Raw genomic sequence first — 17,272 nt, forward strand, 5'->3', positions numbered from 1 at the left:
AATGGATGCCACTAAATTCCTGGAAGAACCCGCAGATTCGCTGGGAAAAGTTTTCCACCACAGCGAGAGGAATCCGTTTTCTGGCGACGTTGTAGGCCGAGTTGTTTTCGGAAAGGCGTTTTTCTTGAACCCTCCGATTGTCGGGTAAGGTATCCGTATGATTTTTGAGCAAATCTGCGACGGCGTCGCTTAGTGAGATGCCTCCTTCGAGCCGTTGTAAAATGAGTAGCCAGAGGGTCAGGGCCTGCGTATAGACCATCCGTGCGTTGGCACAATCGTGGTCCTCAAAGACCCGTTGCAGTTTGGGTAATTCGAGAAGCTCAGCCAGCAACGCTTTGGCTCTGCTGAAACGAGTCTCTTCATTGGCACCAAGTGTCGCCGGGTCGACCATCGCGATTCTCTGTCAGGAAGGCAGTAAGTGTAAGCTTACGCGCCACCCGATAGAGTCCAAAATCGGTGTCATTGGGCTATCGGCTACGGCTCAGTTTGGGATTGAAAGTAGGTGGCATTAAGCGCCAGCCACGGGCCTCGAAGGGTGACGCTGGCACCGCTAGGGCCGCGGCTAGCGCCGTCGGCTCACTCAATCGACAGCCCGTTACCCCTTGATGTCGGCAAAGCCGCGCAGATCGTAGGGGATATCGACGTAATCGAGCACGCGGCAAAGTCCCCGCAAGGCGACGCCGAATCCGTCGGGACCGCTGAACCCACCGAATTGGCCGCCGCCTTTGACGTGCGGTTCCAGATCCAAGAAGACGCCGTCGGCGCCGCGTTTGACCGCCCGCTGATGCAGCTCGGGCAAAAAGTCTTTCAAATCGCGGAAGATCGCTTCGTGGCCGCTGTCCCCGCGATCGGCCGGAACGAAATTGTCCAAACTGGCTTCGTCGACGTGTTCGATGCGGCCCGAGGGCGACGGATCGTGGTAATCCTTGACGTGCATCCAGCCCATGCTGTCCTTCATCGCCAGGTACTGGGCATAGGTCTCATCGGCGGAAAAACCTTGGGTGACGATATTGGCGGCGTCAAAAATCGTCAGCATCGCCGGATGATTGACTTTGGCGGCGATGGTTTGCAACAGCGTCCCCGTCTGTCCGACCAAATTGGCCTCGACTTCCAAACCGAACGTCAGACCGCGTTTGTCGCACGCTTCGGCGATTTGTCCCAGCTGGTCGGCAACCTGATCGACATGGTCCTCCGGCGCGGTGCCTTTGGGATGATAGAACGCGAAGCCGCGAATCAGTTTTGCACCGAAGGCTTCGGCGCGGTCGCAGGCAATTTGGACGTCTTCGGCCAAGTACTTGTCGAACGGGATGAATTTGTTTGCGGTGCCGTCGTCGACATCCAACAGTTTCACTTTGCCGATCGGCGATCCGATGCTGCTGACCTTCAACCCGTAATCGGATTGCATTTTCACCAGATGGTTGATCTCCGCATCGCTCAGTGCCATCACGTTTTTGATGCCCTCGCCGGCGTCGACAAAACGGATCGAATAGTAGCGCAACCCCAGGGCGGCAAACGCGGAGTATTGTTGGACCGCGAGTTTTTCGTTGGCGGCTTCGTCGGCAAAGCCACTCAAAAGGACGGGGATGGAATCAGACATCAAATCAAAAACCTGGGGTTGGGGGAATGTTGTGGTGGTCGCTTGATTTCATCGGAGTGCAGATGGGATCAGGCGTCTGGCGCGAGCCTACGGGGCACCAACTTTATGAACCGACGGCGCTAGCCGCGTGCCTTGGATTGCCCTTCGAGACTTGTAAGGCCCGAGGCTAGCGCCGACGGCTCAGTTTGTGATCGAAAGCAGGGGGTATTGGGCTCGCGCCAGCGGGCTGATTGAATCAATAGGCCATTGACCCGGCTACGTCTGGGGCGATGGATACTCGACAATGATATTGCTGTGTAGGCCCCCTCGGGGCGTCCACTGGCTCTCCACGGTCGCACTTTTTGGCTGTACAACGGCCAAAAAGTCATCCATGATGCGGTTCGTCACCGCTTCGTAGAACATGCCTTCGTTGCGAAATCGCTGCAGGTACATTTTCAAACTCTTCAGTTCCACGCACAATTTGTCCGGAACGTAGGTGAAAATGATTTTCCCGTAATCCGGCTGACCGGTCTTGGGACACACCGACGTGAATTCCGGGCAATGGTGCACGATCTTAAAGTCTCGCGACGTGTTGGGGTTGTCGAACACTTCCAAGATGTCGCTAAATTTCTCTGATTCACTCAACGCAAATTTCTCCCTTGGGTAAACCACAATTTTCGCACGCAACGGCCGAATCCACCAGGGGACCGGATCACGCCCCACTGCTGGTCAGTGAAACCTTTACCAGCCGTCAGGGCGAGGGCCGGTTGACGGGGACGGACAGTTTTTTCATTCGCACCAGCGGCTGCAACCTGCGTTGCTGGTTCTGCGACACCCCCTATGCGTCTTGGAATCCGTCGGGAGACCGCCAGAGCGTCGAATCGCTGGTCGACGCGGCTCGGCACAGCGGTGCGGGCCACGTCGTGCTGACCGGCGGCGAACCGCTGCTGTCACCGGCGGTCAGCGAACTTTCTCGATCGCTGATGGACGCCGGGTTTCATTTGACGATCGAAACCGCCGGGACGATCGACAAACCGATCCCCTGCGACCTGCTTTCGCTGAGCCCCAAACTGGCCGACAGCACGCCGGATCCGGAGCAGCATCCGCGCTGGAGTCGGCTTCACGAGCAGCGACGGATGCCGATTGCGACGATGCGCAACCTGATCGATGCCGCACTCGCCTATCAGGTCAAATTTGTCGTCGGCGATCGATCACAATTTGGGGAAATCCGGCAAGTCGTCGACTCACTGGGCGTCGCCAACGAGGACGTCTACATCATGCCGCAAGGCGTGACCACCGCGGCGATGGACGCGGCGATCGAGTGGCTGCGTCCGCTGGCCGAGGCAGCCGGCTATCAGTATTGCGACCGCATGCAAATCCGCTGGTTCGGAAATCGCCGCGGGACGTGAGACGGGTCGCTCGTCGTCCAAGCGTAGCTCCCTTCGCCAGAAGGTGGTCCACACAGCTGCGCCACGCTCTGGCGAGCGTCGCTACATCAAGGTAGATCTCAAACGCCTGCGGCGATTGCCTTAAACCGCGTCGGCCGAGGGCACTTCGTAACCCGGGTTGTTGGCGTCTTTGACCAACACGTTGGCTTCGTCGGCGCGCTCGCCTTCGAATCGTTCCGTGTCGGCGTTGAAGGTCAACATCGGGCCGAGTTGGTACTTCGCGTCGCTACCGGAAATCCCGACGCCCTCGGACATCACCTTGTGCAATCGTCCGAAGTGCTCGATCGCATCTTCATTGCCTCCGAAATCGCTGGCCGTTTCGCTGAACGGAACCTCCGTTCCCAAACGGTAGGAGTTGTTCATGATGTGGCCGAGGACGCAACCGTAATGGGCGTCCATCACATTGCCGTTGGCCATCGACGGATCCCCGGCACGCACCGCGGCGATGAACGCGTTCCAGTTTCCGCCCGGTGTGACGTGACCCTGGTCCAACTTCAACGGCTCGGCCTTTGACGCCCCCGGTCGCAGAATCTTGTAATTGCCTTCGCCGGTGATAACGCTTCCGTCTTCCAGGTAGTATTCGTTGTAGACCTGACGCTCGTAACCTTCGTAATTGACGTTTCGAACGTTAAAGAAAACCATTTGGCCATTGGGGTATTCGGCCATCGCGAACATCGTGTTGGGCGTAACCCCCTGGTCGTCCCATTGGAACCGGCTGCCGATGGCCATCGTCCGCGTGGGATGGGTCTGGTCGTCGTCGATGGCCCAACGCGCGACGTCCAACTGGTGTGTCCCTTGGTTATTCAGGTCTCCGTTACCGGTTTCCCAGAACCAGTGCCAATCGTAGGGCACGTAGTTGGCGTGGTAGTGGTCGATCACCGCGGGGCCTTTCCAGTGTTCCCAGTTCAGGTCGGCCGGCGGATCGCTGATCGGTTCGTGACCGATTCCGTTGCGTGGTTTGCAGCAGTAACCGTAGGCGATTTTCAATCGGGGCAGCTTGCCGGATTTCAACGCTTCGTGCAGTCCCGCGACGCCGGCGTTGCTGCGTCGTTGGGTGCCGTGTTGGATCACGACGCCGTACTTTTTCTGGGCCTCGACGACGATGCGTCCTTCGGCGATGTCGTGACTCATCGGTTTTTCCACGTAAACGTGTTTTCCGGCCTGGGCGCCCCAGATCGTCATCAACGAATGCCAGTGGTTGGGCGTCGCGATTGAAATCGCGTCGACGGTCGGATCATCCAGCGCCCGGCGAATATCGCCGACACCGCGTGTGGTCAGTTTCCCCTCGGCCCGCTTGGCCAAACTGTCCATCCGTTTGGCAAGCACCTTGCCCGCCGGATCGGCGACGTAGGCCAGTTCGACGTTGGGGGCTTTGGCCCAACCGGCGATGTGGGCTTGTCCGCGGCCGTTCAGTCCTGCGACGGCGATGCGGACGCGGTCGTTGGCGCCGTCAATCGCCCCGCTCGCTTTGGTTCCGGTAATCAGAAAACTGCTGCCAGCTAAAAAACTGCCTCCGGCTGCGGCCGAACCCGCCTTTTTGAGAAAGCTGCGGCGGGAACTTTCGTTGGGAATCGAATCGGTCATGACAATCTTGCCTTCTCGTTCTCAGGTGGGGTGGTTGCGGGGGGGGAGCACGGACGCTTATGCGGCCCGACGCCATATTAACAGCTTCCGAGGGTGCTTATGTGGGTTTTGAGGCACAAATTCGGAGGTAGACTGGTTAGATCGGCGACGTCACGCTTGGAGTGCAGCCGAAATTTCCGCGATGCCGTCAGCCGATATCGCGGTGAACCCTTTCTCGACTGGGATCTCCCGAGATGATTGACCTGGCCCATAGAACTCCGACTGCCGTCCCGCCGTTTTCTCTGCGACCGTTGGTGCTGGCGGTCGCGGCCTTGCTGTCCGTTTTGTTGCCCGGGGAACACGCCGATGCGCAGTATTTCCGAGGCTATCGCGGCTTTCGCGGCCCCGTCGTCGTCGCGCCCCCATTTGTCGGGCCGTACTATCGCGGTGCATGGTCGGTCCCACCGGTCATCGTCGGGCCACCGAGCAGCGTGCGCGTGCAGACTCCGTTTTTCTCGCTAAATCTGGGCGCCGGCCCGGTCGTTGCGTCGCCTTACTTGGATTACCACTACCGCTATGAAGCGTATCGACCACGTTACGGCTACGGTCCTTCGTACGAGTTCGGTTATTCGGCGCCGCTGTCCAGTGTGCCGCCCTATCGCGGCATGACTCCCGCCGATGACACGACGGGCCGTTACGAAAGTTACCGATCCGAAGGTCTGTATCGATCCGGAAGCGGAGGCGGGATCCCGGACCTGACACCACCGGTCGATTTTTCGCTTCCGGCGCTTCGCAACGCTGCCCGGCGACTCTACCAAACCCTGGCCCGACGACCGGACGACGGCGAGGTGTGGCTGGAATACCTGCAACCCGATCGCATCGTGGCCGCCGCTGATTCGGGACAGTTGTCGCCTTCGATCCAAGAGCTTTACACGCGGTTTCAAGGCGTGACGATGAACCCCGACCTGATGGTGATCACGCAGATCGATGGGTTTCGACAAACGTTCCAATTGCTCGGCGCCTGGATCGAAGACGCCAAAGAATCGCCCGAGACCGCACCATCCCAGCCTGACCAGACTGCGCCGGCCGCAACAGCGCCGACTGCTGAGTCCCCAAGCACGACGCCGGGCACCGAGCCAATGTTGCCGACGCCCCCGCCGATCCCACAAGAAGTCTTGCCCGCCCCCAGTGGACAGATCGAAGACCTTTAGGCATGTCGCGTGATGACGGGGAACGATCGCGTCTATCCATCGCCTGTTTCATCCATTCGTTGAACGGCGGAGGCGCCGAACGAGTGATGGCCGGTTTGGTCTCGCGTCTGACCCGCCGTGGGCACGCTGTCACATTGGTCACGCTGGACGATGCGAAATCGGATCGGCACACCGTCGATCCGGATGTCGTCCGCATTCCGCTGGGTCTGTCGTCTGATGCCCAAGGCTGGTGTGCCAAGTCGCGTCAAGTTCGCTGGCGTCTGCGAGCGATACGCGACGCCGCGGATCAGATCTCGCCTGATGTGATCTTGTCGTTTTGTGATCGCAATAACATCGATGTCTTGTTGGCGACCGGCCGATCGAGTCGTCCGGTGGTGGTCTGCGAACGCAGCGATCCGGCGCGACAATCACTAGGACCGCTGTGGAACACCGTTCGCAAACAGGTCTACCGGCGGGCCGCAACGGTCGTCGCCTTGACCCAAACCTCCGCCGACTATCTGCGGCCGTATGCGAAATCCGTCGTGGTGATCCCGTCCGCGGTCGACCGGCCACAGCAGACGTCCGAGCGCGAACAAGCGTGCGCCGCCATGCGGATCGCCGGCGTCGGCCGGTTGGAACCTGAAAAAGGTTTCGACCGACTGTTGCAGGCGTTTGCAACGGCGACTCGCGCGGATTCACAGTGGCGGTTGGTGATCTATGGCGAAGGGACGATGCGTGACGCATTGACCGCCCAAGCCAACGCGCTGGGAATCGCCGATCGCTTTGAACTACCCGGCTGGACGCGTCCGCTGACCGAACCGCTGTCGAATGCGACTCTGTTTTGCTTGCCCAGTCGATACGAAGGGTTTCCGTCGGCGCTGTTGGAAGCGATGTCACTGGGCGTGCCTTCGTTGAGCGTCGATTGTGAAAGCGGTCCACGCGCGATCATCGACCATGGTCGCAACGGATGGCTGGTCGAATCGTCCGTCGAAGGACTCCGCGACGGAATCTCGCTGATGATTGATGACGCCGCCCGACGCGAATCCCTGGGTAAGGCAGGCATTGACATCGTGGATCGTTTCAGCTGGCAGAGGATGGTCGATCAATACGAGCAAACGCTACGTGACGTGGTACAACGCCCAACTTGACGACCCGCAGAGCACATCGGCTGGACCTGTATCCTCAGCACAAATCACGTTGGCGTCGACCGGGACATCGATACGAAATCCTTTACTTGCGTCACCATTGTTCGGCGTCGCGGACCCAACGCATGGTACGTCCTCTTCGCTCCGTTGCTCCCTGATCAGGTCAGCAAGACTCCTCTCAATCACGCAAAAAGGCATCTCTTGCGGCTAACCTGCCGGTTTGGAGTGAAGTTGCTGTAACATCGCTTCAGCCATCTGCTTCGCCTGTGCGTTGGGTGCTTCTTTCACCGCCGCTGTGGCGACCGCGATTGCTTTACGGTCATCACCGGCCAACACGAGTAGTCGAACCAGCATCGCTCGCTTCTGTGCTTGCGCCATCTGCGTCATCAATGCCGGCATCCCTCGAAGAGACTCTGGATAAGGCGCTGTCTCAAGCCGCCTTGCCGCCAGACCCGCAAGTGACTGGACATCAATGTTCTTGTTCGGCGCCATCTGAACAAGTATCGACGCGGCGGAAGAGATGCGATGAAATTCATTGGCACTGAGCAATTTACGGATTTCCGACTCGGCATCTGCATTGCGACCTGATTCCATCAAAGCTCGAATTCGCAGTGTGCCTAAAATCTGAGTCATGTCCTTGTCGTCGCTGGCAAAACGTTCGATCGCCTTCTCGATCTCGTTCAACACCAACTGAGGTTCCGTTCCATGCTTTTGTCGCAACATGGACAATCGACGAACCTCGGCCATCAATTGTTGGTTACGACGGAAGGAACGCATGAATTCTTCGCGGTTCCACGTTCCATCAATCACCTGCTTGAGAGGTTGGTCCATCGCTTGTGGATTTCCCGACCATTCGATCAATCCTGTCTTTCCAACCAAGAACGCCATCGGCACGCCAACGCTGCTCGACGCCTCCATGTAGTTCCGATAAACGCGTTGATCCGGATCGGTTGCTATCGAGTACACGCTCGTGAGTTGTCCGTACGTCTTGTCACTGCCGGGAACCGTACGCTCCAAGAACGCCTCGATTTCTTTACGCGTCTCAGTGCTGATACTCACGAGGCGCAGCTTGTCGTATCCGTAATGCAATTGAGTGTCCGCAAGATGTGGCATCATCGCGATACAAGGAGGGCACCAAGTTCCCCAGAATTCAATGATGTAAACTTTGCCGTTCTCAAACTCTCTGACAGGTTGCAACTCTTCATCATTTGAATGAATCCATTGTTCAATCTCTAACGCAGGTGCCCTGTCACCAACGGTCAACGTCTGCGGCTGTTCTGCCGAAAGTATCGCGAGCGAGGCGAATAGTTGAACCCAAACAACAAAAAACCGCATGACGATCCCCTTTCTGAAGAACAACCGGGCGTACCCCTGTCATGGTACACCCGTCCCCCGGGCGTGTCAAACAAGACACCGGACCGTGGAGGCTTTTCGCCGTCCTTAAGGAATCATTAGCCCGTATCCTCTGATGCAACGAAACGCAAAGTGAGTGCGGCAGCTCGCATTCCCGGGTTCCATTGCGTGCTTTCGACATCCTGCTGCTCGTCGTCGCCCTTTCCAACATCGACGTCTTCTTTGCCCTATTTCAGCCGGCCATCGACGATCATTGACAATTCATAAGCGGTCGCGGCTACCGCCTTGCCATCTGGTTGGTGGGTGGGCCTGTTTTGGATCTCCCCGCAAAACGGTGCACAACAACGTTCCAGGGCGCTGAAAGGGCCTGAGAGCGTTGACGTCTACAAAGGTCAAAACCTCGTCCGCCTCAACGCGACGCTGACACTGCGGTGGTCTGATCCGATATCGTCCCCGACTCTGTATTCGACACAGCGAAGCGAATCGTTGATGAAGATGTGGTCCAAGACCAGCCCGAACGGGAAATCGGATCCGCGTGCGTACCAGGTCGGCGTCACCGCGATACCGAGCTTGGCACGATGCAACCCCGATGCGCGTTGAAACCGTCGGAAATGCGGCGACCAAGGGGTCACGTTGAAATCCCCCAAAACCACAATTGGTCGCTCTGGAAATTCGTGCCGCTGTTGGCTAATCCGCGCGGCGAGCAACGACAGGTGTTGATTGCGGGATTGAAACCCGTCGCTGCCCATCGGCGGCAAGGGATGTGTCGCAACAACCTGATTCCCACCACAGACCACTTCGATCGACGTGATGTTTTCATTCAACTGAAACATCCGGGCTTCGTCGAACGCGAGCTTGCTGAACACTCCGATTCCGAAATTCCCCGAGTCCTCGGGGCTCGAAAGTCGATGCGGATATGCGTCTGCCAATTCGCGAGAAAGGTAGGCATTCAATCCACTGCTCAACTCCAGAATCGCGACCAGATCTGGATCGACTTGGCGGATTTCATCGGCCACTCGCTGGTAGGCGTGGTTGCGAGTCAACACGTTGATCGTCATCAACCGGAGCGGTGCGTCTGCGGTTGCCCCAGATGCCGACGTCGGAACCAGTTCGGGCATCATGGGCACCAAGTGCACCGAAAAACAGAGCGCTCCGATCAACGCCAATCGGAATTGTTTGATGAACAGACAGAACAACACCACGATTGCGCCGGCGATCAGTTGCTGAATCCGCAAATTGGCCAACAGGTCCGAAAACCAATACCAGCGAGCGGGCAGCGTCGCCAGTGTGCCGAGCACCACGGCAATGACCCCCAGTCGTGCGAGGAATTGCGACAGATTCGTTAACCAATCGGAAAGACCTGGCATCCCAGGGGGCGACGCTTTCATGCGGCCATCAGTGCCTGGAGCAGTACGAGGCGGCGGATTGACGTCTTGGCTGTCTGCAGATCCGGGTTCCAGAAAAAAATAGAAGATTGTCCGAGCGGTGTTTTGCATCTTTCGGTTTCCGGTCCTTTGTTCGATCCGCTTCTCGAAGAGGTTTCCCCCGCCGCAGACAATGATTTGGGTAGCCGCTGCGTTCGGAGAGTCGCCGTGTTCTCCGAACTCGGCGTCCAGGAAGCAGAGCATTGCCCCGGTCGGACCTCGGGGGATGTCGATTGTTTAAGTGACGGATTTGATCGTAGCCGACGTCGCCAAGGCTTTCGCAAGCCGCCGGCCCTCTCTGGCGTTTGCTTGCTGCGCAAACGCCGTCTCTCCCAGAGGGCGAGAATCTCAATCGGTTGCCAAATCATGCAGCAACTCTATCGACGTCCCGAGAGGACGGCGAATGTCCGGCCCCACCTTCTGGCGAAGGTAGCTACGTTCATCCGCCGTTCTAGCGAGACTGCAGGTGATCCCAGATTCGCGACACCAGGCTGCGGTCATCCGGGATGGTCAAGCGTCCGATCTGGCCGGCCTGAACGGACAAACTGGTCAACGGGTTCAGCGGCAGAACAGACCGCAATTGCGGGTGCACCAATTCGTAGTCTTCTGATTGCTGCAACATCTGGACGGCCAACGGGCCTCCGACCGACGCCGCCAGCGCGGGGTGCGGCAAACTGCGGCTCGCTGATGGCTGCAGATCCCGCAGCGGGGCGTCGATGGTCACACCGCCTCGCAACCGCACCGAAGCGATTTGTCGATCCGCGGCGGCCTTCTTGTAGGCCTCCAAGTTGTCTTCGGCAACGATCGCCATGATCTCCTTTTCCTGTGGATCGGAGACCCGCAACAACTCTTCGCCTTGTTTGACGAAGCGTCCCAACAGGTAATCGGTCGCCGGTGTGGTGATTTTGCCGTCGCGCGTCGCCACGATTCGCATCGTGTCAATTTGTTCGTCGATCTCGGCCAATCGACGATTCAAACTTTCCGCGTTCTGCTGTGCCACCTTGGAAAGCGCCAACTCCCCTCGCTGACGGTGTTGCACCACCTTGGCCGATTCGACGTCCCGCTGATCGATCAACTGGTCGCGGCTCAGAACCAGTTCCGGTTGCTCCAATTCCATCAACAACGTCCCGCGCTGGACGCGATCACCACATTGGACAAATACCGATGCGACGAAGGCGTCGACCGGTGCCCGTGCGATCTGTTCGTGCTGGAACTGAACCACCACCGGCACGCGGCGGGCGAGCGGGGAACTGTGCACGGTGGCAAATTGAATCCCCAACGCGACCAACGTGCCGATCCCGATCAATCGCCGCTGGTAAAAGTTCAATGTCCATCCCTCGCGCGGCCCGAGCGTCCAAATCTTGACCATCCATCGCAACAGCGGCAACACGCCCCACATCATCGCGGCGACGATCGCGATCAGAATCCCCAACCCCTTGGCCCACGTTGATACCGCGAACACCAATCCCGACATCCACACGATTTGAAAAATGACAGAACAGAGTGCATGGAACGCCGCAAAGTCTCGACGCCAACCGACCAGAGGACTCTCCGGCATCCGGATGCGAAACAACAACGCTTCGATCATCGCACCCAACCGTTTGCGTCCGTGGGCGCGCAAATTTGGGATCTCCAGCAGATCGCTCAACACATAGTAGCCGTCCAACCGCAACAACGGGTTCGCATTGACCAACAGCGTTGCCGGGCCGGCGACCAGAAAGACTTGTGCCGCCAGGTGCTTGGCAAATCCGACGGGACTGATCCACCAAATCAGCGCGGCGACCGCTCCGATTGCCAATTCCACGTACACCCCGGCAAGCGCGATTTGAACGCGATCTCGCCGACGCACCAGTTTCCAGGCATCGGTCACATCGACATAGGCCAGCGGGGCGAACAGGAAGAACATGATTCCCATTGGGCCGACGCGGACCCCATGCCGTTTGGCGCACACCGCGTGGCCACATTCGTGGACGACCTTCAACACGCACCACAAGAGGGCCAGGATCAACCACAGTTGTTGATCAAACACCCGTCGCACCTCGGTGGAAAACGCGTCGGCGTTGGACCAAACCACACCGATTCCGGCCACCGCCAACACCGACCAAGCGGCCATCGCCGGACCGCCGAATAGGAATCCGAACGTCGGCAATAGCCTGGCAGCCACGCGGTCGCCGTTGGCCAGCGGAAATCGCTGTGTCAGCAATCCCCCCAGCGCGCGCAGCGTCACTGCGGCCCACCGTTTCCGGCCACTCGTTGGCGGATGCGGCGCGTTGGCACCGGACGCGGGGCTCGTGGGCACACCCACTGCGTCTTGTCCTGCCGCCTCAGCCGCGCGCGAAACCTCGTTTTCGGTTGGTACAATGACGGCCAATCGGTGCTGGACCAACTCTTTGGCGAAGGCGATCACGTCGACTTCCGTCCACAACAACCCATCGCGTTGCAGCTGGCGGTGGATCTCGCCCAACGATCGTCGACCGTCCATCAAGCTCACCGCGTGATACTCGCGGGCGCCAAACCGATAGTATTTTCCGGTGCGATGATCGTTCCCGACGTAAACCGTCTGGGATTGATCCCCGCGCGCTGAGAATTCCACCGCCGGATCGATCTGGACGATCACGGTCAACGGGTCGGCCGCGGTTTCGCCTGAACTGGAATGGTTGGTTTGATCATCCATGATGGCTTCTCAGTACCCGATCCACCAAAGCGTCTTTTCCCATCCCGAACGAATCATCGACCACAGCCACGGTCGCAACCGTCCATAGGCGATCGCATCGCCACGCATTCCCGGACGCAACGTGCCGTCTTGGTTGTCGACATGGATGTGAGCGACAAACACGTTTTGATCGTCACGAAGTTCCGCACTGGGGTACACGGCATCGATTGGTCGCTCAATCGCGTCGCCTTCGGTCGCGGTCAATCGGACGCGAGCCGGCATGCCTTCGGTGACATACCCGATTTCGTATTCGGGGATCTCCAGCTCGACGACCATTTCACCCAGCGGTGCGATTTCCAACACCGCCTGCCCTGTTTCCAAAGGCGCCCCGATCGATCGATGAAGATCGCCCAGCACGATGATCCCGTCGATCGGACTGGTCACGTTCAACCGGTCCAGGCGGCTGATCAGCAAATCGCGTTGACGATTCAATTCGCGAATCTTCAAGTTTGCCTGTTGCGATTCAGCGACCCGTCCACCGACCATTGCCACGTCACGTTCCTTCAAAACCTGACCGATTTGAGCTTCGATGGCCTCCAGTTCTAACCGCAACGGGCGCCCGTCCAGCGAGATCAACACGTCACCCTGCTTGACGGAATCGCCGGGCTGGACGTGCGCCGCCTGTAACGTTGCGTCGAACGGCGCCGAAACGATCCGCGAATATTTCGGCCGCACCACCGTGGTGCAGCGAACGCGGTAGGACACCGGCCAGATCACCAGCAAGACGACCACCACTGCGGCAAGCCCGATGTAGATCCGACCGGTCATGCCGCTGTGTGAAAGCCATCGCCAGAACTGGGTCATGACGCCGCCACCGCGCATCCAGACGATCGCGCGCAAACTGGGCAAGGCACGACGCAGCCACGTCCGATCGGCAGGGGTCAATTCGCCGCCATCGATCCATAGCACGCAACGCCCCAATCCGACGTCGTCATCCAGGTTCAACCGCAGTAGATCGCTCGGGGCGACACTGTTTTGCGTTGTCTCCATCGCCGGAACATCGGGCCGCGTCGGCAACGACGACGCATCATCGTTCCAACCTTCTGCTGCGTTTTGAAACAGCTCACTGGCCGGCCCCAGCCAACCCAAACGACATTCGTAAAACCGTCGCATCTGGCTGGCCCCCAGACCACAGCGGACACGGCTGGTCGGAAATTGCTTGGCGATAAAATTGACCATCGCGATGATCGCTGCGGTCTGATCCTTCGCTTCGGCCACGCACTGGATCAGCGCGAGTGATTTGGCCGAATCCGCCACAGTAGACGACTCCGCCGTGCTGCCGCCGATTTCTCCGCGCGCAGCTTCGCCGCCCGGAATTGCGGATGCAGTTCCAGAGTCCGCCGACCGCCTTTGCGGTGTCGTTAGCGAAGGATGCGTGCTGCTCATCGGATTCCCGACACCCCACGCTGGTTGGCCATTGCCCCGGGGCCGATCCGTCGGACGAGCGGAGACGATGTTGGGCTCTGTTGTGCCGTGCGTGGCCGGGCGGGCTTCATTCGGCAGCGATCGCCGCTGCGCAGATCACCCGCCTTGTTGTCCAACAACACCTTGACCTTGATCGTCCCGCTTTCGCCATCGATGTCCGGTGCAATCGATGCGACCTCGCCACGCACCCTTTTCCCCGCGCCGGTCATGAACACCTGGACCTTGTCGCCCAAGTGAACCATCCCGATTTCCTCCACCGGGACATTGAACACGCCGTAGAGTTCATCCAGCACGACAAGGCGAATGACGGCGGGATCGGCGGGGGTGATGTATTCGCCGGGGGCGTGAAACAGTTCGGCGACCACACCATCCATGGGCGCCAGCACCTTTCGTCGCCGCAGTTGCAACTCGTACCGGGAAAGTTCCAATTTGCGGAGCTGGTCTTGTTCCATCGCGCCCAGCTCACGCGACTTTGCGATCTCCCAATCTGCGAACGCGCGTTTTAGTTCATCCGGGCGAGCGACATCCTGGTCGGCGAGCGATTGCAATTGTTCCAGCCGCAACTTCATCAGCGTCGTTTCAGCCTTGGCGGCATCGGTTTCGCCGTGCATTTGCGCCCGCCAGCGGGCCGTCGCGACCGCCTCGGCTTGCAATCCGTCTTCCAATTTCGCCACCACATCGCCTTTGGAAACCCGGTCACCGACTTCGACGTTTACGGCGTCCAAGCGTCCGATCTCGGTTGCGGCGACAAGGATGTCGAACTTGGGAATCGTGAAACCTTCATAGTCGATCGTGATCGAACCGCCCTGATAGCCCGGAGCTTGTCGCGAAGTCCGTGAATACCCGCCGGAATCCTGGGCAAACAAAATCGCCGGGACCGCGGCGATCCCGCAGACCACCAGCGCCAACGACGCCACGCGAGTGAACGACGACATTTTTGATCGCTTCGATTGTTTTTCGGATGGAGTGATCTTCATGACGGTTCTGCGACTGGATCGTGGATTCAAAACGGTTGATAGGTGATGGCAACCAACAGACAACGGTTGTCGCGGGCGACGCAACTCGCTATCGCGTCCATCCTCCCGACGGTGTTCGCCAGGATGCGCGATCCTGATGCAACGCAGGGCTGGACGGGATGCGTGGAATCAACGCGGACGCAGGCGTTTCCGTCCCCCCATGACTTGGCGTCCTGCGGTCCGCGGGAGACGCCGATTGTCTCGTCGCGGCCGGCAGCGCCGGTATTGGCTGAGATGTGGTCGACGGTGTGCTTTGCCGGGCTGCGAGTTGCGTAGGCTGCACTGCGGGCGTCGCAGGAGGATTTAATGCGGGGCGTCCGATGCGTCGCGGTAACGCCACCGTGGGACGTGTCGATTCCGTTGCACCGCTCGCGTCTGGAATGCCAGCGGGTACCGGGGTATCGTCGCGAGTTTCCTGGACGGGTGCAGCACTGCCTTGGTGAATCGCGGCCGTCGGCTCTGCGGAGGGCATTAACGATGCCGCCTTGCCTGCCGCATCGTTGCCCAGAGCAGCCGGCACATCGTCGCGGATCGCTGCAGCGTCCGGGGTTGTTTCGCCGCCGGGCGCAGCCGCATGCTCCGGTGACAAGATAATCGTTTCTGAGCGGAAGTCGTCGCGCAGAAAATCGATCTCGCCGCTGCACGTCGATTGTGCCGGCCGAATCCCTTCGTTGATCAGCAGCGTCCCCATCGCACGTTGCAACTGCACCAACGCGATCATATAGGCGGCTTGCACCTTGACCAAATCCTTTTCCGCATCGGTGCGTCGCTGTTGTGCATCCAACAGATTTTCCAGCTTGATGCCGACGCGTGAATCGTCGCCGCCGATGATCCGCCACTGGACCGTCAGAATATTCTCTTCGGTCACCGCGGTTGACAGCACGTTGCGTTTGCTGACCAATTGCTGTTCGAATCGTTCCAGATCGATCAACGCGGTTTCGACATCGAATTGAGTTTGCTGGATCACTTCGCGCAGACGCTGGGACCGCTGCCGCGCCCTCAACAGGGCTTCGCGATGCTGGGCGCGAAACGCTCGTCGTCCTCGCGGCAGCTCGAATTCCAAACCGGTGGAGACGCCCGGGGCGTTGGCAAATTGTTCGCCGAAGGATCGCGCGACCTTGCTGGCGCCGTTTAGTTGTGCCAGGTATCCGTTGAACACCCAATTCAGCTGGGGCTCCAATTCCGCGCGGGCGACCCGCAATTCCAACGCCGAAAGCTCGACGTCGTGCGTTGCGGCGCGGACTTCCGGGCGGTTCTCGAGTGCCTGGGCGACGGCATCCCGCAAGGTCCACCGGGTTTGATCGATGACCGGCGCCGCCATCGGGATCAACTCCAAATCGCTGTCGGCTCCGATCATCGCTTCGCTGCCGACCAACGCGGCCAGACGGGCCTGCTGTTTCTTCAGGCCCGCCTCCAGGTCGATCACTTGGTCGGCGCGGCGAGCGACCCGCTGTTTCGCCTTGGTGATTTCGATCAGTGCGGCGTCAAAATCCTTTCGGCTGACAAGCAACCGTTCGATATGCCGGCTGCGCGCCAACAATTCACGCTGCTGGGTCAGCATCGCCCGTGCTTCGTACAGTTTCCAGTAGGCGGCGATCACATCCGCGATTCGCTGCTCGACCGCGCCCCGCATGTCCTGCCATGCCACCCGGCTCTCGATTCTCGCCTGCGTCACCAGACGCTCGTTGTAGTAGCGACCGCCGCGCGAAAGCAGTGGCTTGGTCAGACTCAGGCTCAGCCGTGCGTTGCCCTGGTCACGAGGCACAAAGAATGAACTATTGCTGTCCAGGAAACCGATCTCCTGGGACAATTCCAGCTCGGTGCCGGTCCGCGTGGTCTTTCGCACGCCGCCGTTGAAATTGAGCGACTTTTCACGCAACCGGTCTGCCCCTCCGGTCGTCAGGGTATTGCCGACCGGATCGTTTGTCGCGCCCAGATTGCCGCCTAACAGGATCGTGGAATCGAAGGCGGCGTCCTGTTGGATGATCCGTTGGAAGGTCGTGCTCGCTTCGTAACCGACGCTCAGAATTCGCGGGCTGTGTGCCAGCGTGTCCAACAGAATCGTTTCCAAGTCGAAGCGGACCCAACGGTCGCGGTCGAGCACTTGCTGGGTCACCCGGTCGGTCCACCACTGGATCGGCGCCGATTCGCCGGTGACGAGGGCTGCATTCAGCGGGGCGTTGGGCGCCGGTGGCAAGCGTTTCGGCAGACTACCGACCGGGGGCGTGGCGGCGATGGTTGCCGACGGCGATGGCTGGGCAATCCCCAAGCGACGCGTTTCAGGCGGATCCTGGGCATACAACCCCCGCGCCGCCGTCATGGTCAACACCATGACGAGCGCAACGAGTGTCAGTGGACCGAATCCCAACCTTGGCATCAAATTCTCGTTTAAGTCCAATTCAGCAGCGCACCCCATGCG

General features: G+C 59.4%; 12 protein-coding genes and 1 pseudogene. 3 read left to right on the plus strand and 10 right to left on the minus strand.

Annotated elements, in window-relative coordinates; all coding sequences use genetic code 11:
* The 3 genes and pseudogenes from H1B37_RS29335 to queF all read right to left on the minus strand — a co-directional run.
* Positions 1–391 (minus strand): annotated as a pseudogene (locus tag H1B37_RS29335) (IS4 family transposase); the annotation flags it as partial.
* A 204-nt stretch (positions 392–595) separates the two neighbouring features.
* Positions 596–1,597 (minus strand): sugar phosphate isomerase/epimerase family protein, encoded by a 1,002-nt coding sequence (locus H1B37_RS29340; protein WP_182870851.1) that lies wholly within the window; start codon positions 1,595–1,597, stop codon positions 596–598.
* 255 nt (positions 1,598–1,852) lie between these two features.
* Positions 1,853–2,221, minus strand: coding sequence for a preQ(1) synthase (gene queF / locus H1B37_RS29345; RefSeq protein ID WP_182870852.1), 369 nt, complete (start codon positions 2,219–2,221; stop codon positions 1,853–1,855).
* 14 nt (positions 2,222–2,235) lie between these two features.
* Between queF and H1B37_RS29350 the strand changes: the two genes are divergently transcribed.
* Positions 2,236–2,985, plus strand: coding sequence for a 7-carboxy-7-deazaguanine synthase QueE (locus H1B37_RS29350; RefSeq protein ID WP_286178342.1), 750 nt, complete (start codon positions 2,236–2,238; stop codon positions 2,983–2,985).
* Between the two features lie 120 nt (positions 2,986–3,105).
* Here H1B37_RS29350 and H1B37_RS29355 read toward each other — a convergent pair whose 3' ends face one another.
* Positions 3,106–4,608 carry a Gfo/Idh/MocA family protein gene (locus H1B37_RS29355; protein WP_182870853.1) on the minus strand — a complete coding sequence of 501 codons (1,503 nt, stop codon included), beginning with the start codon at positions 4,606–4,608 and terminating at the stop codon, positions 3,106–3,108.
* Positions 4,609–4,841: 233 nt separating this feature from the next.
* On the opposite strand from H1B37_RS29355, the gene H1B37_RS29360 reads away from it, so the two are divergent.
* Positions 4,842–5,798, plus strand: coding sequence for a hypothetical protein (locus H1B37_RS29360; protein WP_182870854.1), 957 nt, complete (start codon positions 4,842–4,844; stop codon positions 5,796–5,798).
* 2 nt (positions 5,799–5,800) lie between these two features.
* Complete coding sequence (locus H1B37_RS29365) at positions 5,801–6,925, plus strand: glycosyltransferase family 4 protein (RefSeq protein ID WP_182870855.1); 1,125 nt, start codon at positions 5,801–5,803, stop codon at positions 6,923–6,925.
* 204 nt (positions 6,926–7,129) lie between these two features.
* On the opposite strand, the gene H1B37_RS29370 is transcribed toward H1B37_RS29365, so the two are convergent.
* The 6 genes from H1B37_RS29370 to H1B37_RS29395 form a co-directional block, all read right to left on the minus strand.
* Positions 7,130–8,257, minus strand: a complete 1,128-nt coding sequence (locus tag H1B37_RS29370; protein WP_182870856.1) for a TlpA disulfide reductase family protein — start codon at positions 8,255–8,257, stop codon at positions 7,130–7,132.
* A 410-nt stretch (positions 8,258–8,667) separates the two neighbouring features.
* Entirely contained in the window at positions 8,668–9,663 is a 996-nt protein-coding gene (locus H1B37_RS29375) for an endonuclease/exonuclease/phosphatase family protein (RefSeq protein WP_182870857.1), read from the minus strand.
* Between the two features lie 487 nt (positions 9,664–10,150).
* A complete protein-coding gene (locus tag H1B37_RS29380) occupies positions 10,151–12,373 on the minus strand; it encodes a site-2 protease family protein (protein WP_182870858.1) in 2,223 nt (740 codons plus the stop codon).
* A gap of 9 nt (positions 12,374–12,382) precedes the next feature.
* Positions 12,383–13,798, minus strand: a complete 1,416-nt coding sequence (locus H1B37_RS29385; protein ID WP_220498429.1) for an efflux RND transporter periplasmic adaptor subunit — start codon at positions 13,796–13,798, stop codon at positions 12,383–12,385.
* Positions 13,795–14,772 carry an efflux RND transporter periplasmic adaptor subunit gene (locus H1B37_RS29390; protein WP_182870860.1) on the minus strand — a complete coding sequence of 326 codons (978 nt, stop codon included), beginning with the start codon at positions 14,770–14,772 and terminating at the stop codon, positions 13,795–13,797. The genes H1B37_RS29385 and H1B37_RS29390 overlap by 4 nt, the downstream gene beginning before the upstream one ends.
* Positions 14,773–14,902: 130 nt before the next feature.
* The gene (locus H1B37_RS29395) at positions 14,903–17,230 is read right to left on the minus strand and encodes a TolC family protein (RefSeq protein WP_182870861.1); all 2,328 of its coding nucleotides are present in this window, start codon (positions 17,228–17,230) and stop codon (positions 14,903–14,905) included.
* Between the last annotated feature and the right edge of the window lie 42 nt (positions 17,231–17,272).

The sequence above is a fragment of the Stieleria mannarensis genome (genome assembly GCF_014154935.1).
In the GTDB taxonomy this organism is placed as follows: domain Bacteria; phylum Planctomycetota; class Planctomycetia; order Pirellulales; family Pirellulaceae; genus Stieleria; species Stieleria mannarensis.